We start from the raw sequence: 20,721 nt of genomic DNA on the forward strand, positions 1-20,721 counted from the left end.
CATTCATCTTGCTTGTTCGTTTCAACGAACCTACCAATTAGAACTGGTAAGAGATGTTGAAGAACGCGCGACGACCTAAGTAGTCGAGCTGTGATGCGAACAATGGTGCGTTACCAGAGGTGTATGCCGCTGCTGGGCTCACCTTAGGTGGTTGCTTATCAAAGATATTACTCACACCGATAGTTACATCAATATTGTCATTGAACGTAGTGTTCGCTGACAAAGTGTGTAACACGTAAGTTGGAGTTTCAGCTACGAAACGCACAGACTCACCACGATAGGTGGTTGAGCTAGTACCTAAGCCGCGGTAGTCAGAAGTAGCATCATAGTAGCTCATGTTCCAGTTAAAGCTCCAGTCGTCACGGCTGAAGGTAGTATTTAACGTACCTACGTTACGTGGGTTACCGATATAACCAATGTACTGCTCTGGCGTATCAGTAACGAACTGTTGGAATGAACGCTCGATCTGGTTGGTGTGGTCTAATTTGATACGTAAATCACCGAAGTCAAACGACTCTTGATAGGTAATCACAATATCAACACCGCGAACGATTTGCTTCGCAGTGTTCAAGTAACCACCACGAACTTCTACGATACCGTAATCACCATCTGTACCGTCGGCACGAGTGAATTGATCACAGAATGGTTCGTTCGCAAAGTCATTCGACGTGTAACACTGGCTCAATACTGCACCACCAGTGACGCTTGAAATCTGATCGCTGATTTCAACATCATAGTAGTCAATTGACGCAGCAAAACCGCCATCTTCAGATGAGTAGACTAAACCAATACCTTCAGAAATCGAGGTTTCAGCTTGCAACTGACCTGCGCCACCGCCGGTAATTGAGGTCATCGAACCACGAATTGCCGCTGTGTAGTCTTCAGGAACGCCATCAGCCGCACAGTTCGCACGTACCAACGGGTTAGTTGACTCAACCCAGTTCAAACATGGATCTGATGTTTGACCCAAGAAACCAGTTTGATTTTCAAGGAACAATTCGTACAGAGCTGGAGCACGGAACGAACTACCACGTGATGCACGTACACGGAAGCCGGCACCGATTTCCCAGTTAGCGCTTACCTTGAAGGTCGTGTCGCTACCGTAGATATCTACGTCAGTCCAACGGCCAGAAGTTGTTAAGTCTAAGCTCTCAACAAATGGCAAGTCACGTAACAATGGAACTTGGAATTCTGCATATGCAGCAGTAGTTTTCGCTTCACCTGCAGTGATACCAGCGCCAGTTAAGCCCCATGAGTTACCTTGTAACGTGTTTTCACCTGGTACGTCTTCGATTTCGTCACGTTGCCAGTACACACCTACCGCAGTACCAACTGGACCAGCTGGCATTTCGAACAAGTCACCAGTGATGTAAGCATCAATCGTATCTTGTGTATAGGTTGTTTCACCAACGTCTTGACCGAACAAGAATTCACGAGCTTCAGCGCTTTGGTTACCCCAAACGTTTTGTGGATCGAACCAGTCGTAGTTCACACAAGCTTTGCCCGAAATTTCAGTCACACGACCTTCACATGGAACGCCAAGCAATGTTTCTTGAGCCATGATCATTGAATCGAAGAAGATGATGTCAGTTTTGTATTCGCCTTTGTTATGCGAACGCTGGTATGACACATCCCAGTTCCAGAAACCAATCGAACCTTCGAAACCAACGACTGCGCGAGCATAGTCGATAGTCGTTTCGTTACCGAAGTGATCAGTATAGTGTACTGGCATGACATAGTTGTCACCCTCGAAACCAGGTGCTAAACCAGACGAAACTGGGAATTGACCGATTTCACGAGTCCAGAACTGACGCGTATTACGTGATTCAGTTTTACGCTGGCTGTACAACAACTCACCGTACATAGAAGTTGTATCGGTAAGGTCATAATCACCTTGGAAATAAACTGAGTTTACAGTCGTTTCAGGGATCATCGTTTGGTTCAAACGGAATGGGTGGTTACCACCGTCCAATAAACCGTCAGATGCAGCATCATAACCAGCCCAATACCAACCATCTGGAGCTGCAGTGACACGCGGGTTCTCGTCAGCAATGTTAGCGAAACCATCATTAAAATAATCGTATTGAATACGACCATCAGATGCTAAACGACCATTAACGACTTGATAGTTGAAGATACCTGGACCTGATTCACTACAGTGGTACTCACCAGTACGTGGATCGATTGGATCAGCGCGCTCACCCGTTTCGATATCGTTGAAAAGGTAGCGAGTTGCACACGCGAAATAATCACGGTCGCCACGCTTCAAACCCGTGTTGACGTTGCGGTCAGCAACCACACGCCATGAACCACGGTCAAAAGAGTCACCGTATGTAGCGTTTAAACGATAAGTTTCGCCGCCACCTTCAAAAGGAGCTGAGCCAGAGAAGTTAACTTCGCCGCCTTCACCTTTTTTGGTGATGATGTTGATTACACCAGCAACCGCGTCAGAACCGTACAAAGATGATGCGCCATCTTTCAAGATTTCAACACGCTCGATGATGCTGATTGGTAATGCGTTCATGTCGAACGCAGAAACTGCGCCACGGGTACCAGCTGGGCCGGCACGACGGCCGTTCAAGAGAACGAGAGTACGACCAGCACCGAGACCACGCATAGAGATTGATTCAGCGCCGCTACCACCGTTGGTTACAAAACCAACAGAGTATGCAGAAATCAACTGGTCAGAACCAGAGGCAACTGTTGACGTACGCAACAATTCACCTAGGGTGTTCAAACCTTGATCGGTAGCAATTTCAGTAGTGATGATCTCAACCGGAGTTGGGCTGTCCAAACCGTCAGTACGGATACGAGAACCGGTTACTTGAATTTTTTCGGCAGCTTTCGCTTGTTCGCCGTCTTCGCTTTCATTGCTTTGGTCTTGCGCCATAGCCGGTGCGCCAGCTAATAGTGCAGAACCAAACCCTGCCATCATGATGGCGCGGATAGAATTTGACAAAAATGACTGCTTAGCCATGTAAGTCTCCCTGATTTTTTTATTGTTGATTTGGCTGATACGGAACTTTTGTAAAAGTTATTAGTCGTAAGCCTTAATAGTGGCTTCCAGTAAGAGATGCATCTACGCATGTCTTCTGAGTTCCGTTGCTAATACAACCACAGTTAAATGCTTTTTACAATAGTTTTGCAACAAGGTTTTTACCTGTTTTTTTGCACAGACTTGTAAACTTTTCGATAATTTGTTTTTAAGATAAATCTGAAATTCACAGCTGAGAGGTCTACTCGGTTGCGCTGAACCGCGTCCAACGGCCCTACAAAATCAACTGCGCGGTAACCTAACTACTTGAGCGCCCGCGTATTTATACAGTTGGGCCAACATCAATTCACCACAAGCAATGGCGTCGCTGAGCGCATGATGGGCATCATATTGCGGTAAGCCATAACGGCTGCGACAAGCACTTAAGGTTAAGCTACCTCGCTGAATATGATGTTGAGAATTCTTTAATCTTTGCCCCTCAAAGGTCAAGGTATCAAATCGTAGCAATGGCTTGAACCGCACTTGATGCGCTTTACCCGCTTGTTTTAAAAAAGCCCAATCCAGTTGCACATGATGACAGACCAAAACCGCACCATCGAGCACCTGTTCTAGTTCCTTGAGCACCTCAGCCAAAGGCGTCACTTGTTGTAAGTCGCGGCTCACTAAACCATGTACCACCGGCGACTGATTCAGTTCAGTTTGTGCCGTTGCCACGGTGTAATAACGGGCACTTTGGTAATCAAGCAAAGGTGGCGTGAGCTCCACCCAAGCCACCGCAATAATGTTATCGTGGCGCGCATCCAAACCACTGGTTTCTAGATCTAGTGCCACATAGCGCTGCGCTGTCCACGGCTGAGCTAAAGCTTGCCGCCGTTGCCACCAAGCCGCGAGTTTGGCAACTAAGCCGAACCCACCAGCAGGCTTAGATAAGGGAGGGGTAGAATGAGCCGCCATCAACCAATCCGTCCAAACTTCAAGCCAACCCCTTGCTGGCATTCTTTAATAATTCGAAAGGCGGTCTTTAATTGGCGTCGCGTTAAGGTACTGAGCTCATCAGGGTCTAACGCGTTTTTAGGCTGGTCACTGCCCCACGTCTGCAATTGGTGCTGTAGCCGTAGCTCAGTTAAAAATTGCCAAGCTTCTGCCAACGACTGGTTATCTTTATTATTGAGTAACTTACTGCCTCTCAATGCCTCTAAGCGAGCCAAGGTTTGCGGCACCATAATTCCTGCTTGCAAGGAATAAATGCGCACAATATCGTTAATCAAAGCAATGCCGTAACGCTTGATATTGATCAGATCCGAGTCTTTACCACTCTCGGTACCACGAAACCTATTAAACAAGCCTAACGGCACCTGCACACTCACCTGTAAACGTGCCAAATTACCTAAGAAAAAGTCCTTTTGGGCCAGCCGTGCAACTTGCTCACGATAGCGTTGGTATAGCCGCTTATTGCCGTAAACTAGCCGCGAATCGAAGAAGATTTGGCAATACATCAACGCCTTCGGCGTCGGGCTTTCCGTCCAGCTTTTAAAACGCTCCAGCCAGCCATCCAAGGTGCGTCGACAATCCACATTCGAGGCCATAATATCGCCCGGACACAGCGGAATACCGCATTCATGCAAACCGCCACTCACGTATTCGCCCAACCCTTTAAACCAATCCAACTGATTGTCGTTAAGCCCGTTACCCAGCAATAAACCATTATCTTGATCGGAACTCAGCACCTGGTCTTCACGCCCTTGCGAGCCAAACGCTATCCAGCAATAGGGCCCCGGCGCAACCCCATGTTCGTGTTCATACAAACTGATTAATTTACGCGTCATACTATCGGTTAACGACGCCAGCAGCCGTCCCACCATGGTGGTGTCATGCACGCGCGCAGCAAACGTCTGCATGTAGGCCGGAATATGCGCCGCCTCCGCCACTAGCTGCGCTTTACTCGCCGCTTTGTTCAGCGCACTGATCAGCATGATAGGTTCACTGCGCTGCTGCCGCATCAAGTCGGTATTGGTGATCATTCCTATCGGCTGGTCAGCGTCATTAAGTACCGGCAAATGGTGGATATTTTCTTGCGTCATAATCGCCAACGCATCCATCAGGGTCTGGCGCCCATACACAGTCGCTGGGGCTTGGGTCATTACCGCATTCACCTGTAAATCGTAGGCCAATCCTTGCGCTACCACCCGATTGCGCAAATCACGGTCGGTCAAAATTCCGCACAACTTCACCGCCGCTGCTTCGCTATCTGCAGGGCTATTCGCCGCAGTCTCGTTTACCGCAGTGTCGTTTACCACAGTCCCCTCTGCCACCGCATTTTCTGCCACAAGTCCTTCTACCACCAGCACCGAAGAAACTTTTTCGTCGCGCATGCGCTCGGCTGCTTCTTTGATGGTGGCATGGATAGACAACATCACCGGCGCCCGCACAATCACTTCGGCCACGGGCAATTGCAACGTATCATAACTGGCCACTGGCTCTTGCTTCGGCCTACTGGCCGCCAAGCCCTGCCGACCACGCTCGGCCGCACCAGAATCCACCTGACTCCCTTGCAGGCTGCCGCTACTGGTACCCGTTAAACTGCCTCGTCGTCCGACATCACCTTCTCGCCGTGCCGTCTCTGATAACAAACGCTGCTCATGCGCCCGGATAAAATATTGCTCGAACGCCCGCACATGCTGGCGGAGCTGATCAAATACCGCGGCAGTAATAATGTAAATAATGCCGTCTTCAATCACCTGCAGCTTGTTCACCACCGCCCGCCCACTTAGCAAGCTCGGAAAACCAAACAAATCATGGGACTCAAGTCGCTCAATCAAATGCCCATCTGGCGCCAGCAAATCAAAACCGCCTGAACGCACAATATAAAGCGCTGGGCTATGTTGTTTAAACAGCCCATCCACATTGTATTCGTTCACATAAGCAGCTTTAATTTGCCCCGCCACCCACTGGCGCTGCTCCCCATTGAGTTCATCAAAGGGCGGACAATCCAGTAAAAATCGTTGTACTTCTAACAGTTCCGGTTGCATAAGAACCTCGCTTTCCAATCAGAAAAAAGCCCGGCAGTGCCGGGCTTTGCAGTAGCTCATCATTAATGACTAGAGGCAGCGCCCGAGCCTTTCGGATACCGAATCGACTCAACCAAGTCTTGGGTATCCTGCGGCGCATCACCGGTCAGCTTGTGTACCACGTACGACACAATAAAGTTCAGTATCATACCGATAGTACCAATGCCTTCTGGCGAAATGCCGAACAACCAGTTGTCCGCAGTATTGGCAGCCGGGTTTACAAACTTGAAGTAAATAATATACGCCAAGGTAAAGACCACACCCACTAACATACCAGCAATAGCACCTGTGCTGTTCATGCGCTTATAGAAAATACCTAATATAATGGCCGGGAAGAAACTCGCTGCGGCCAAGCCGAACGCGAAGGCGACCACCTGCGCCACAAAGCCGGGCGGATTAATCCCGAACCAAGTAGACAGAGCAATAGCTACAGCGGCAGCGACCCGCGCCCACAGCAACTCTTGCTTATCGGTAATATTCGGCGTTAGCGTACGTTTCAACAAATCGTGCGACACCGACGTAGAGATAACCAACAACAAACCGGCTGAGGTTGATAACGCCGCGGCAACACCACCGGCTGCAACCAACGCCACTACCCAAGCTGGTAAATTAGCAATCTCAGGGTTTGCCAATACCATGATATCGCGGTCAACGGTCATTTCGTTGCGCTCATCACCAGCATAGAACATTTTGCCGTCGTTGTTTTTATCTTCCCACTTAATCAAACCGGTTTGTTCCCAGTTTTTCACCCAATCTGGAGCCGCATCATATTCCACGCCAGCCATATCCGGACCGTTAACGGTGTTGATCAAGTTCACTTTGGCAAAACCAGCAATCGATGGTGCAGTTAAATAAACAACTGAGATAAAGACCAATGCCCAGCCCGCTGAACGACGCGCATCACGTACTTTTGGCACGGTGAAGAAACGTACAATTACGTGTGGTAAACCAGCAGTACCTACCATCAAGGCACAGGTAATAGCAAACACGTCAATCTTAGATTTCAAGCCAGAGGTGTAAGCTGCTAAGCCCAGCTCTTCTGACAAGCCATCCAAGCGCGCTAACAAGTATTGCCCCTCACCTGATACACCATCAGCAATAGTCGCACCAAAACCGGTTTGCGGCAAAATGTGCCCCGTCATTTGGAACGAGATAAAGATAGCTGGCACCAAGTATGCAAAGGCTAATACGCAGTATTGCGCTACCTGAGTATAGGTAATACCTTTCATGCCACCTAACACGGTGTAGAAGAATACAATCACTGCGCCGATGTAAACACCGGTAGCAATTTCAACCTCTAAGAAGCGCGAGAACACCACGCCTACACCACGCATTTGTCCGGCAATGTATGTAAAGCTGATTAAGATTGCACAAATAACCGCAATAGTACGCGCTGTTTGCGAGTAATAACGGTCACCAATGAAATCTGGCACAGTAAACTTACCAAACTTACGCAGATAAGGTGCCAAACACAGTGCTAATAACACATAGCCACCGGTCCAACCCATCAAGTACACACTGCCATCATAACCAGCAAACGCGATAATACCTGCCATTGAAATAAACGACGCTGCCGACATCCAATCCGCCGCAGTTGCCATACCATTCATCACTGGATGGACGCCACCGCTCGCAACATAGAAATCAGAGGTAGAACCGGCACGAGACCAAATCGCAATCGCGATATATAAAGCAAAGGTCGCACCAACGATAATAAACGTGAGAGTTTGAATATCCATGGATGGGCCCCTTAGTCTTCGTGAACTTCGTATTTGTTATCAAGGGCCGCCATTCGTTTTACGTAAATAAAAATCAGAATGACGAAAGAAATAATCGACCCTTGCTGAGCAAACCAAAAGCCCAGTTTAAAGCCGAAAAAGGTAAATTGATTAAGCCAATCCACCAGGATAATGCCAAAGCCATAGGAAACGATAAACCAGACCGCCAGTAGCTTAAGTACCAGACTGATATTATCGCGCCAGTAGGCTTTTGCGAGTTCTTCGCTTTTGAAAGCCATACGTCCTCCAGGTTGTTCTAGTTGTGTTTGTTATTGTGATTTGTTCACTATGCAATCTAGACGCCTAATGGCAATGTAGGAAATACGACATTGGTCGTAAGGTTGATATTTCACTTGCCGAGTGGCTATCAACTATTAACCATTGACTCAATCAGATAAGATTTACTCTTGTCGCAGCCCCAAAAATCAATTAGCTTCGATCCGCAAATATTTTAGAACAAACGTGATTCGTGAGAACAAACGTGATTCGTGATTCGTACGCTGCGCTGTTGGTCCGCGCTTCGCGCTGTTCGTAACCGCCAACCGCCAACCCCGAACAGCGCAGCGGACGAACAGCGCAGCGCACGAATAGCGCGAAGCGCGCACGAACAACGAACTAGGTATCCAACATGACCCTACTGCTGATACTTGCCTCACTAGCTTATATTGCCCTACTTTTTGCGGTGGCCCATTGGGGCGACAAATCTAACTCGTTGGCCAACCGCATCAGTTATAAGCCCATCATTTACAGTATGAGCTTGGCCATCTATTGCACCAGCTGGACCTATTACGGCGCGGTGGGTAACGCCGCGACAGGCGGGTGGGCCTATATTCCGATTTTGCTGGGGCCGTTTTTACTCTTTATTTTTGCCTTGCCACTACTGCAAAAGCTGGTCAGTGTTTCCAAACAACAGAACATCACCTCGATTGCTGACTTTATTGCGAGCCGCTACGGCAAACGGCAACGATTGGCGCTGTTCGTGACACTTATCGCCGCGTTAGCAACCATTCCATACATTGCCTTGCAGCTCAAAGCGGTCGGTTTAACCTTTGTGGTGCTTACTGAAAACACCTCAGCCTTTACTGAATTTTCCATCAACGAGTTGATTGCCGCGGCGATTATGGCAGTGTTTGCCATGCTATTTGGTACTCGCCATATTGAGGTCACTGAATATCGTAACGGCATGATTCTAGCCATTGCCTTTGAGTCTGCGGTAAAGCTATTAGCGCTGTTGGCGGCGGCAGTATTTGCCTACATTTTATTTAACGACGCCTCGCCCGTTAGCATGTGGCAACAGCTGGCCAATCCCAGCAGCAAAGCCTGGAGTTGGGAAGCCCTAACAGAATTCGACTTTATCGTGCAGACTTTTATGGCGGCAGGGGTCATTCTCTGTTTGCCGCGCCAGTTTCATGTGGCGGTGGTTGATAACGTGGATGTAAACCATCTAAAAACCGCGCGCTGGGGTTTTCCGTTGTACTTGGTGCTGATTGCGCTTGCCATTGTGCCCATTGCCCTTGCCGGCCAATTATTCTTCGGTACCGGCGTGGACGGTGATACCTACGCCTTACGCTTACCGCTCCTACATGATCAAACCTGGCTCGCGGTATTTATCTTTATCGGTGGCTTTTCAGCCGCTACAGCGATGGTGATTATTGCCTCGGTAACCCTCAGCACCATGGTCACCAACGATGTTATCATGCCGATTATTCTGCAGCGCCAACAGCGCTTCCCTACCGGCTTTCAAAACCGCCTGCTGTTTATTCGCCGCGTTGCTATTGCCATTATCTTGCTACTCAGCTACCTCTGCTATGCCTTCTGGGCCGCCAACACCGGCCTAGTGAGTATCGGTTTGCTGGCCTTCTCGGTGGTCTTACAGCTGTTGCCAGCGGTGCTTGGCGGCCTCTACTGGCGTCGTGGCCACGCCCGCGGCGTCTATGTTGGCTTAGGCGCCGGCTTGCTAGCTTGGCTGTTTGCCGTGGCACTGCCCATGTACCTGCCTCACGACGGCAGCGATACCAGCATCATCACGCACGGCACCGTGATCAGTATGGCCATCAATACCCTTTGCTACGTGGTGTTCTCGATGCTGGCTCGGGCGCGCTTAGTCGATCGTATTCAAGCTACCGCCTTTGTGAAGCCGCGTAGTCATCTACAAGAACACACCATAGGTCGTCATCACCAAGCCACTAACGCCGATATGGTGTTATTGCTGACCACCTTTGTGGGCGAAGATCGCTGTCATCAATTGCTGACGTTCTTTGCTGAAAGCAAAGGCGGCGTTACCATGACTGCGGCTAATCGCGATGATGTGGCCTCGCGTGAGCTAATTGATTACGTTGAGCGGGCGCTGACTGGGGTACTTGGCGCCGCAACCGCGCGCTCGCTGGTAGAAGCAGCCCTGCGCGATAGACGCTTACACTTGGAAGAAGTGGTGCACTTTTTTGACGACACCACCCAAGCCCTACAAACTCAACAGTCTATTCTCTTCAGTAGCTTAGAGAACTTAGCTCAAGGCATTTCTGTGGTCGATGCCGAGCTGCGCCTTGTGGCTTGGAACAAGCGTTACCTTGATTTGTTTGAATACCCCGAAGGCATGGTCAAGCCTGGCCAGCCGATCGCCACGCTGATACGTTACAACGCCGAGCGCGGCGAATGCGGCCCGGGTGAAATTGACGAGCTGGTCACCAAACGCCTGAACTACATGCAAATGGGCTCGCCGCATCGATTTATTCGTCGCCGCGGCGATGGCCGAGTGATTGAGATGGTTGGCAACCCCTTACCTAACGGTGGCTTTGTAACTTCGTTCACCGACATTACAGAGCACGTAGAAACAGCTCAAGCCCTGGAAGAAGCCAACATCGATTTAGAGCAGCGCATTAACGTGCGTCAGCGAAAAATTCGGGAAATCAACAATGAGCTCACCGAAGAAATCGAACGCCGTCGTAAAGTTGAAGTCGAGCTAAAACAGGCCAAACAAGACGCCGAAGAAGCCAACGCCTCGAAGACCCGCTTCTTGGCGCTCGCCAGCCATGACATTTTACAGCCGCTGAACGCCGCCCGCTTGTATCTAAGTGCCATGGATGAGCACAGTATGAATGCTAACAATCGGCAGCTGGCAGGTAAGCTGGATACTGCGCTTGCCTCTACGGAACACCTGCTCAGCACCTTATTGCAAATTGCTAAAATGGACCAAGGCGCGCTGCAACCGCAGTTCAGACATTGCACCCTGCAAGATATTTTGGCGCCGCTGATCAACGAATATGCGGTATTAGCCGAACAACGCGGCATCAAATTACGCAGCCGAATACAAGATGGGGTGGTTTACACAGACCCCACTTACTTGCGTCGTATCGTCCAAAACTTTTTATCCAATGCGGTTAAATACAACCGCGATAACGGCCGTGTGCTGTTAGGCGTGCGTAAGCGCGGTGAGCACCTAGTTATTGCCGTATGGGATACCGGGCTAGGTATCACAGCGCAACAGCGCCATCGTATCTTTGATGCGTTTTATCGGGGCTCTAATACCCGCGTTGAAGGCGTGGGTTTGGGCTTAAGTGTTGCCAAGCGCATGAGTGAACAATTACGCTGCGAACTCACCTTGGTCACCCACGAAGGCAAAGGCAGTTGTTTTTCGGTAACCGTACCTATGGGCAGTGCTGCCCAAGTGTACGAACGCCCTATGGTCGCCAGCGCCGATACGCCCAACTCCAACTTGCTACTGATATGCGTAGACGATGACCAAGAAAACCTCTCGGCCATGCGTGCGCTGCTAGAAAAATGGGGGTGTACCGTAGAAACCTTTAATAGTAGTGCCACGGTCATGGAGTACGCGGCTACCCATCCACGCCCTGATGGTTTGTTACTTGATTATCAGCTGGGGGACGATGACTATGATGGCTTACGTTTGGCAAAGGCTTTACGCCAGCACTGGGGCGACAATGTAGCCGCGGCATTAGTCACAGCCATGGGCGATGACAGCGTGCGCAAACAAGCCCGTGAGAGTGGCTTGCATTTCTTAGCGAAGCCCGTTAAACCTGCGGCACTGAAAGCTCTGCTCAAACACATCGAACGCCATCGCTAACAAGATAAGGGCGGCCCAGGCCGCCCTTAGCTGTTTAGCGGTCTACCGATTGAACCACTTTACAAATACCACCCTCAAGCATCACGCCTGGCTTAGGCAGCATCTCACAAGTACTCATCTCGCCCGTTTGCGCTATCTGTTGTACCCGTAACTCCGTGTACTCATTGGCGAGTGCTTGCAGCTTAGCAGCATCAGAACTCACCGTTGAATACACCATATAAAACTCTGGGCCACCGCAGGCTCGCTTGCCCACCGCCAATAACTGGCACTGATCAAAACTATCGGCGCGCGCTATCCCAACTTCTTCACGAATGGCTCTATCTAGCGTGGTTAAACGCTCACTCAAGCTCTGCTCTTGCACACTAGCTGGCTCACCAGCCGCATCCGGCATCGCACTATCCAGTTGCACCGTGTCATCGGCACACCCCACCAGCGTCAGGCTAGCAGCTACTAGCATTGCAATTACACTTAAACGTGACATTCCCATGATGTTATTCTCCTGAGTATAAGCAACATTAGCTTAACCTCTACTCTAAAAAAAACGGCGATAGAAAGCTATCGCCGTTTCAATCTTTACACTCGAGTCACTTAGCTAGTGCGACGACGAGCCCATACCAAAGGTAATGCTAACAGGGTTAGCCACCAGCCAAAGGCACTGCTGCTCTTCGGTGGTACAATTTTAACCGAGGTAGGACGTACTACCGAGCCTGCACCATCACTCACAGTTACTTGCAATTGCAAGGTTTGCTCAGTTTCTACGTACGGCGCAGTAAGGGTGACTGAACTACCGGTTGCGCTACCTAAGGTTACCGCAGGGCCGCTAATCACTTCCCATTGATAAGTCAGGCTATCGCCATCCGCATCAGATGCAGAGACTGACAAGGTAATCTCATCACCTTCCGCTTTCGGTTCAGTTACCCCAGTCACAGTAGCTGTTGGGTTGGTGTTAGTCACCGCAACGGTTACAGTTCCTGCATCAGATACCGCACCAGACTCGTCCACTGCACGATAAGTAAAGCTATCGTCGCCAACAAAGCCTGCCGCTGGGGTGTAGGTTGCGGTCATGCCGTCTAGCTCAACCGTACCATTCGCTGGCTGGTCAACGATTTCAACTGTTAACGCGCCATCTGGGCTGATAGTTACAGGAACCATGTCTGTTACTTCGCCTTCGTCGGTGCTCGCAGCAAGCATAGCTACGACCTCACGGCTTGGCGTACCTACCGCTTCGGTTAAGTCAACAGTGATAGCACGGCTGTGCAGACCACTAGCTTCGCCAGCGCCAACTGCACCAAAGTTAGACACGCTGAAGTCAAAGCTTGCGCTTACTTCTGCGGCTTCACCCGGTACTAGATTAGCTTGTACTAACCAACCATCTTGCGGCATGCTGCCAGCTAAATCACCGCCGAATTCGGTACCACCGACATAGATAAAGCCACCACCGGTGCCATCCATGGTTTCAACACCACCCGCTAACGCAGCAGCTGGAGCCTGACCATTCACGTCCACGTAGTTAAACATCACGTCGGCTGAATCATCTAACGCTACCCAAGCACTAAAGGTATACGAAGAACCAGCTTCGTCATATTCAGATACGTTCACCCATTCCATCACCAAATAAGGTACACCCGCATTAACCACAGCGATACGCAATTCACCGCCTACGTTAACATTTTGATTCACCACCATATCCGCCCAGAATGGTGCTAAGACACCGTTTGGAGCAGTTGGATCAGGAATAAACGACAGTAGATACGTAGATTCAACGCGAGACTCACCAATCTCAATAATACCGTTCGACCACATCACGATGTTGTTGTACTCAACGCCATCGAACACAAAGCTTAAGTTACCTAACGGGATATTGATGCGAGTTTCATCACAGCCAGGCGCTTCGTTACAGAAGGTTTGATAATTTGTAACACCTAATTGATCCAAGGTTGCACCGGCAAAACCGCCGCTTAATATGGTCAGTTCTAACTCAGCAGGAGCATTGGTTTGTACCCCAGTCCAGGTATAGGTATTAGTCTCAGTATTTAAGCCTTTTTCGCTAGCTACTGAACCTACTTCCGTTTCTACCAACGTAGCTTCATCAATGGTCACGCCTTCTACTGGCAACTGCGCCGACAAAGTCACATTAGCCCCTTCAAGGGTACCTAAACGACCGGTCATGCTGAAGTTCAGTGGCGTATTGGTGGTTCCGGTATCAGCGTCACCGATAGAGCCACCGATTGAACCTACCGGTGCCATTTCTTCAGCAAACACCGCGATTGGCACATTTACTGGAGCATAGTCACCGGCATTGTGAGTTAGCGTTAAAGTACCGAACTGCCAGCCACCAGCACTTGCTGAAATATCGATTTCTACGCCTAATTCAGCAGCATCGCCGCCAGCAATAGTCACAGTTTCAGGGAAAGTTGCAGTCACTGCGCTGTCGTTGAAGCTAGCGCTTACGTTCCACACAGTTTCTTCGCCCACCAAACTGGTGATTTGGCGAGTGAACGAACACACATCTTTACAGAAGTTATTGGCAATACTCGCTGTATCTAGCGCTACTGCTACACGAGTGGCATTCAGTACATCAATACGACCACCACCAATATCAAACGGATCCGCTGCAGTTTGCGTGTCTTCTTTGGTCACCGCACGAACACCTGACGTCATCAGTACCGATTTTACCTGCGCCGGCGTTAGCTCTGGATTATTAGCTAACAACAAGGCCGCAGCACCAGCCACGTGTGGGCTCGCCATTGAAGTACCGCTCAGCAGGTTAAACTCCCCACCTGGCAATGATGACAGGATGCTTGAACCTGGTGCTGCCAAATCAGGCTTCAACACGTTCGAGTCACCGTTCGGACCACGGCTACTAAAGCCTGATACCGCATCTACGTTAGCTGGCACAACCCAAGCTTCAAACGGATTCAAGCTCACCGTTAAGCCCGGCTCGTACAAAGTCTCTAACTGCTCACCAATAGCTTGAGTGATAGACACTGCCGGCAAGGTGGCTTCAGCCATATTCATCGAAATGGTACCGGCAGCATTGTTATACACAATCATACCTACTGCACCTGCGGCTTGTACGCTCGCGGCTTTCTCAGCAAAGCTACACTCGCCTCGCGGTACCATGGCAATCGCACCTTCAAGCGAACCTGCTTCATAAGGCGCACAAGCCAACAAGTTGGTTTCGCTAATTTGCGATACTGGTAACCATCCACCGGTTACCGGTTCATCTAGGGTATAGCCATTATCGTAGTTACCTGGTAACGCTGTGATCGGATAAAAACCTTCCAATTCAATGTTGTTACCAAACTGACGACCATGCTGGGTGCTAGCTACGCTGATGGTATCTTCCACACAACCTGGGCAACCAATGGTATTTGGGCCAGGGCCATCATTACCAGCAGCAGTAACGGTAACTACGCCCATTTCTTGCAGGCTAGTCATGATAGTGCGATACGCACTGTTGGCAGGGTTGCCACCAGCACCACCACCCCATGAATTATTGATAACATCAGCGCCATCGGCTGCAGCATCTTCAAGGGCTGCGGCAAGGCTTAATGACGAACCAGAACCCACGCCATCTAACGTGGTAAACAAGGCTTTGTAAGCCATGATGTTAGCGCCCGGCGCTATACCGGTGACGTTTACCGCTAAGCCATTAAGGTTAATACTTAACGGGTTACCAGCAGCAGTACCAGCAACGTGGCTACCGTGGCCATCGGTATCTTGCGGTGAATCTAAGATTTCATCTTCGCTGATATCTTCTGGGTCAAATGGGTCATAGACCCGCGCCAACACAACTTTGTCGTTACAGAAAGTAGGATCGGTTACTGCACAATAATCGTCAGTAGGTAGACCTTCTGGACGACTATGCCCGTTATCGGCAAAAATCGGATGCGAACTATCAATACCGCTATCAATAATTGCAATATTGATACCTTCACCGGCGCGGTCCTGGCCACCTAACATGCCCCACACATCATCCGCATTAATCAATGCTGGTGATACGTCAGTTTTTAACCGCATCTCGGTATCACGATGCACAGCTTTGACGCCCGGCATGCCACGTAACTGGGCCGCTAAATCGCCACCAGCATAATCTACGATCATACCGTTTAAGGTTACGGTTAGATTCTTCTTCGCTTTCAGCCCTGGCGCGCGAGCACTCATTTGGCTTAGCATTTGGTTTTGACGCTGCACCAAATAGCTTTGGTAATCTTGTACTGGCTTGGTCTTCATGCTCAGTGTAGCAGCGCCGGTTGCCGCTGCTGAAGTTGCTGCAAAGCCAGCAACGCCGCCTTTATAGGTCGCTACTGGAGCATCTTCAAACTCAATCAAATAACGCGTGCTAGCACGTTTGTTCTGGCTGGAAATAATGCTTGTTTGGCGTGCACGTTTTTCAACTTTCAGCGCTTCTTCGTGCGGCTGAAGGTCGACTGCTAACGATTGCACGTCCTGTGCGGTCGCCACGCCCAAGCCCGTTGCTGTTGCTACTGCTAATGCAATTGCAGACCAGCGGGTATGGAGAGTTCTGCTCATGTTATCTACCTTGTTTTTGTAATAAGAAAGCGGACTTTATTGAAAAAGTCACAAGGTAGAAATTAACACAATTAATTCACATTTGAACAAATATAAATTTGTAATTGTAAGTATTTGTAACCGTACTGACACATGTCATAGCCACACCCTTGTACGAGCTGCTGCTAACTTATTCAGTTTGCATAAAAAAACGGCACCCGCTAAGGAGTGCCGCTTACACAACAAACAAAGTTTACATGTTATTTACGGCGACGTAACCATACCAATGGCAACGCCAGTAAGCTTAACCACCAAGCAAACGAGCTGCTTGATTTAGGTTCGGCTTTCAGTTCCATAGTTACGGTTTCTTCGCTGCTGGCCATGCCATCAGATACAGTGACTGTGAAGCTCACGTTAGTATCTTCTTCAAGGCCCGGCACCACAAAGCTAGCAATCGCTTGGCTGGCGTTAGTTAAGCTAACACTTGGGCCACTGGTCTGGCTCCAGCTGTAGCTCAAAGTATCACCATCAGCGTCCGAAGAGCCTGAGGCATCTAGCTGTACGGTAGCTTCAAATTCAGCTGACGCAGGTGCCGTGGCTGCCGCTACTGGGGCTGTATTGGTTAAAGTGACAGTCACAGTATTGCTAGCCGACGTTGCACCCGCTTCATCCACCATATGGAAGCTAAAGCTATCGGTACCAGCAAAACCACCCTCTGGCGTGTAAGTCGCGACCATGCCATCAAAGCTGACGCTACCATGCTCTGGCGCTGCAGTAACTGCAGGTGCTAAGGTGCCTTCAGGTTTGATTTTAATTGGCAAGACCGCTTCTGCCGCACGATCACCACTGGTCACGCTAAGCAAGGTTGCAAAATCGCGCTCCATTTCACCTACGGCTTCGCTTAAGTCAACCGTAACAGCGGTGTTATGACCGGTTTCTGTAGCCATTGCCGCTACATCACCAAAGTCACTTACGCTCACCTCAACATCTACTTGCAACTGCGCTGGAGTACCTGCTAACAAGCTCATTTCAAGGGCAGAACCATTAGCTGGTAAATCTGCGGTGGCGATGTAGTTAGAACCACCGGCGGTACCGTCGATATTTTCCAGACCAATCACCGCCCCACCATCTGGCGCTTCGCCTTGGTTCACATCAATAAAGTTCACGTACACTTTATCGGTGTTCAGCTCAAACCATGCGTTAAAGGTATAAGATGGGCCAGTTGGATCGTTCCAGTTACGCACGTTGTACCACTCTAAAATCAAGTAGCGAGTACCATCGGTGGTGTTAATTAAGCTATAACGTAACTCACCATCCTCAGCAAACACCTGGTAGTCAGCCCAGAATGGCGCAACGATACCGTTCGGTGAACTTGGATTCGGCAGATCTTGATTTATGAAAGTATATATCGCGCGGTTTTCACCCATCTCCACGACACCGTTTTCCCACATCACCAGGCCTGAGTAGTTCACCCCATCTAAAGTCCAATAGGTTTCGTCGTCAAGCTCACTGAGGTCAAATGAGATTGTCACCTCATCACAACCTTCAACGCAGAGCTTCTCGTGGCCAATGTCGGCAGCTTGTAAGTCATCTAAGCTCAGACCAGCAAATGGGAAGCTTTCTCCTGCTGCTGCAATGGTGGTAACAGCTGGATCATCGGTTTGGTCGCCAGTCCAGGTAAAGGTACGAGTTTCTGTATTGAAATCCCATTCGCTCGCCGTGGTACCGACTTCAGTTACTGCCAAAGATTCAGCATCAATCACAAAGCTTTCATCTTGCGGGAACTGCGCCACCATGGTGACTGGTTCAGCACTATCACCCATGCGTGCTAGCATGGTTGCAGTCATCGCCTGGCCTGCAGCAATCTCACCGGCGGTAATACCAGAGGTTAATACGCTCGAATCCGTAGATAACTCAGCATAAACCGCTACCGGCAAGCGTGCATCAGCAAAGGTGCCACTCGCGTCGGTTAAGGTGATGGTACCGAACTGCCAACCCGGCTCAGCCAAGCTACCGTTAAAGGTCACATCAAAGTCGAGGGTTTCGCCGGCAGCCAACGTCACTGTTGCTGGTAGCTCAACACTCATGCCAGCGTCAGCAAATTCCGCGCTGACGTTCCACACGGTTTCAGCATCAGCTAAGCTGGTGATGGTGCGGTCAAACTGACACTCATTCACACACATAGGATGCGCAAAACTAGCCACATCAAAGGTCACCCCAGTTTCCATGGCGGTTGCTAAATCTAACCGACCAGCACCCACATCAAACGGGTCTGCCAGCGTCACTGTGTCTTCTTTGCGCACGCCAGCGGCACTTGAAGTCATCAGAATCGACTTAACTTGTTGCGGTGCTAATTCAGGGTAGTTAGCCATCACTAGCGCCGCAGCACCTGCTACATGAGGACCAGCCATTGAGGTACCGCTCATCATGGCAAAGCCTTGACCCGGTGCCGCAGATAAAATATCCGAACCTGGTGCAGCAATTTCTGGTTTCAGCATGTTTGGGTCGCCATTCGGACCGCGCGAACTGAAGTCAGATAAAGCATCCACATTGGCATCAATCACTTGCACTGTATTTGGATTGATAGTGGCTTCCATACCCACGTCATAGGCCGCTAAAATCGCTTGCCCCGCAGCTTGGGTAATAGAAATACTAGGCAAGGTTGCCGCGCCCATGCCCATTAAAATGGTACCTTCGGCGTTGTTGTAAACAATCATACCTACTGCACCAGCAGCCTGTACTGTATTGGCTTTTTGCTCAAACGAACAAGTACCACGGCTCACCATCGCAATCTTGCCGGCAAAAGCATTTTCTGCAAAAGGTTCACAAGCTTCAAAGGCTGCTTCGTCTACTTCAAGCGCCGGTAACAGTTCAGCCGTAATCGGCTCAACCACACTAAACGCACCGTTACCTAATTGCGCTGAAATAGGGTCAAAGCCAGTCACGTTCACTTGGTTAGCAAAAATCCGCCCCGTTTGGGTACTAGCTACCGTAATGGTTTCTTCAATACAACCCGGACAACCCACGGTAGTTGGGCCAGGGCCCGAGTTACCAGCCGAAGTCACGGTCACCACGCCCATTTCATCGAGCGACTGCATGATAGGCGTGTAATAACTGCTTGCAGGATGCCCGCCAGCGCCACCGCCCCATGAGTTGTTGATAACATCAGCACCATCAGCCGCTGCGGCTTCGAGCGCTTCAGCCAAACTGATGGTCAAACCTGAACCACGGCCATCCGAGGTATTCCAAAGCGCTTTATAAACCAATAAGTTTGCGCCTGGTGCCACACCAGAAAAGTTTAAACCCACGCCATCGATGGTGGCGCTTACTGGGTTACCAGCCGCAGTACCAGCAACGTGCGAACCGTGGCCGTTCATATCCTGCGGCGAATCCATAAATTCTTCAGGGTGAACACTGCTTGGTGCATCAAAGAAACGCGCTACGGCAATCTTGTCATTACAGATCTCAACGTTGGTGGCACAGTAGTCATCACCTGGGCTAACCGCGATCGGATCATGACCATTATCAGCAAACATCGGATGTGCAAAATCAATACCGGTGTCGATAATAGCAACGTTGATGCCCTTACCAGCAGCCTCTTGACCACCCAATAGTGCCCAAGCACTTTCGCTATTAATCAATGAATTAGAAGAGTCCATGTGCACTTCTACTTCATAATCTTTATGCACTGCTTTCACGCCAGGAATATCACGCAACTGCCGGCTTAAATCGCCTGCGCCTTGGTGCTCCACCACAATCCCGTTAAAAGTTAAGGTTAACTGCGATTGCGCCTGTAATCCAGGTACCCGTTGCATGGCTGCAGCCAACACCTGTTGCTGCTGCGTACGCAAGTAATTTGCATAAGCACGTGCAGCACCGTTGTTAGCGTTCAATTGCTCGGCACCTGTCACTTTCGCTGAAGTAGCCGCATAACCTGCGATACCACCTTTGTAGGTCGCAACAGGGGCTTGCTCTAATTCAATCAGGTACCGGCTGGATTGTTTGGCGCCCTGTTTAGCCGCGGCTTTTTTCAGTAACGCTTTGTTAGCAATCGGCTTGGCACTTTGCTCGGTTACTTTAGGTTGGCTTGGTGAAGAATAGAGGTCTTGTGCAGCAAGCGTTGATACTCCCGTAGCGGCAGCAACAGCCAGTGCAATACTCGACCAGCGAATACGTCTTGTCGTTGTCATGTAACTTCCCATTTATTGTTGTTAGAGAAGTATCAAACTGTAACAGCTTATTAATCATTTTATAACGCAGTCGTTTGTTATATGAGCAGAGTAT

9 protein-coding genes are annotated in these 20,721 nt (G+C 49.8%); 1 reads left to right on the forward strand and 8 read right to left on the reverse strand.

All coding sequences use genetic code 11. The annotated features are described in order from the left end of the window. Positions 1–37: 37 nt before the first annotated feature. The 5 genes from NOG12_RS04640 to NOG12_RS04660 all read right to left on the reverse strand — a co-directional run bounded on the left by NOG12_RS04640 (position 38) and on the right by NOG12_RS04660 (position 8,080). Positions 38–2,977, reverse strand: coding sequence for a TonB-dependent receptor plug domain-containing protein (locus NOG12_RS04640; protein ID WP_313932537.1), 2,940 nt, complete (start codon positions 2,975–2,977; stop codon positions 38–40). Between the two features lie 300 nt (positions 2,978–3,277). Beyond that, positions 3,278–3,949, reverse strand: coding sequence for a 3'-5' exonuclease (locus tag NOG12_RS04645; protein ID WP_313932538.1), 672 nt, complete (start codon positions 3,947–3,949; stop codon positions 3,278–3,280). Beyond that, positions 3,949–6,024, reverse strand: coding sequence for a DUF294 nucleotidyltransferase-like domain-containing protein (locus NOG12_RS04650; protein WP_313932539.1), 2,076 nt, complete (start codon positions 6,022–6,024; stop codon positions 3,949–3,951). The genes NOG12_RS04645 and NOG12_RS04650 overlap by 1 nt, the downstream gene beginning before the upstream one ends. A 62-nt stretch (positions 6,025–6,086) precedes the next feature. Next, positions 6,087–7,802, reverse strand: a complete 1,716-nt coding sequence (locus NOG12_RS04655; RefSeq protein ID WP_153825954.1) for a sodium:solute symporter family protein — start codon at positions 7,800–7,802, stop codon at positions 6,087–6,089. A gap of 11 nt (positions 7,803–7,813) precedes the next feature. Beyond that, a complete protein-coding gene (locus tag NOG12_RS04660) occupies positions 7,814–8,080 on the reverse strand; it encodes a DUF4212 domain-containing protein (protein WP_110076073.1) in 267 nt (88 codons plus the stop codon). Between the two features lie 389 nt (positions 8,081–8,469). On the opposite strand from NOG12_RS04660, the gene NOG12_RS04665 reads away from it, so the two are divergent. After that, positions 8,470–11,922, forward strand: coding sequence for a PAS domain-containing hybrid sensor histidine kinase/response regulator (locus NOG12_RS04665; protein ID WP_313932540.1), 3,453 nt, complete (start codon positions 8,470–8,472; stop codon positions 11,920–11,922). Positions 11,923–11,956: 34 nt separating this feature from the next. On the opposite strand, the gene NOG12_RS04670 is transcribed toward NOG12_RS04665, so the two are convergent. The 3 genes from NOG12_RS04670 to NOG12_RS04680 all read right to left on the reverse strand — a co-directional run bounded on the left by NOG12_RS04670 (position 11,957) and on the right by NOG12_RS04680 (position 20,627). Beyond that, entirely contained in the window at positions 11,957–12,409 is a 453-nt protein-coding gene (locus NOG12_RS04670; RefSeq protein WP_153825956.1) for a hypothetical protein, read from the reverse strand. Positions 12,410–12,510: 101 nt separating this feature from the next. Beyond that, positions 12,511–16,458 carry a S8 family serine peptidase gene (locus tag NOG12_RS04675; RefSeq protein WP_313932541.1) on the reverse strand — a complete coding sequence of 1,316 codons (3,948 nt, stop codon included), beginning with the start codon at positions 16,456–16,458 and terminating at the stop codon, positions 12,511–12,513. A 239-nt stretch (positions 16,459–16,697) separates the two neighbouring features. Continuing rightward, entirely contained in the window at positions 16,698–20,627 is a 3,930-nt protein-coding gene (locus NOG12_RS04680; protein WP_313932542.1) for a S8 family serine peptidase, read from the reverse strand. Between the last annotated feature and the right edge of the window lie 94 nt (positions 20,628–20,721).

It is taken from the genome of Pseudidiomarina fusca (genome assembly GCF_032227045.1).
Lineage (GTDB): Bacteria > Pseudomonadota > Gammaproteobacteria > Enterobacterales > Alteromonadaceae > Pseudidiomarina > Pseudidiomarina fusca.

Bases quoted from the DNA above. Each gene is read 5' to 3' on its own strand.
- NOG12_RS04660 (WP_110076073.1), bottom strand. From the start codon at position 8,080: ATGGCTTTCAAAAGCGAAGAACTCGCAAAAGCCTACTGGCGCGATAAT.
- NOG12_RS04680 (WP_313932542.1), bottom strand. From the start codon at position 20,627: ATGACAACGACAAGACGTATTCGCTGGTCGAGTATTGCACTGGCTGTT.
- NOG12_RS04665 (WP_313932540.1), top strand. From the start codon at position 8,470: ATGACCCTACTGCTGATACTTGCCTCACTAGCTTATATTGCCCTACTT.
- NOG12_RS04640 (WP_313932537.1), bottom strand. From the start codon at position 2,977: ATGGCTAAGCAGTCATTTTTGTCAAATTCTATCCGCGCCATCATGATG.
- NOG12_RS04675 (WP_313932541.1), bottom strand. From the start codon at position 16,458: ATGAGCAGAACTCTCCATACCCGCTGGTCTGCAATTGCATTAGCAGTA.
- NOG12_RS04670 (WP_153825956.1), bottom strand. From the start codon at position 12,409: ATGGGAATGTCACGTTTAAGTGTAATTGCAATGCTAGTAGCTGCTAGC.
- NOG12_RS04655 (WP_153825954.1), bottom strand. From the start codon at position 7,802: ATGGATATTCAAACTCTCACGTTTATTATCGTTGGTGCGACCTTTGCT.
- NOG12_RS04650 (WP_313932539.1), bottom strand. From the start codon at position 6,024: ATGCAACCGGAACTGTTAGAAGTACAACGATTTTTACTGGATTGTCCG.
- NOG12_RS04645 (WP_313932538.1), bottom strand. From the start codon at position 3,949: ATGGCGGCTCATTCTACCCCTCCCTTATCTAAGCCTGCTGGTGGGTTC.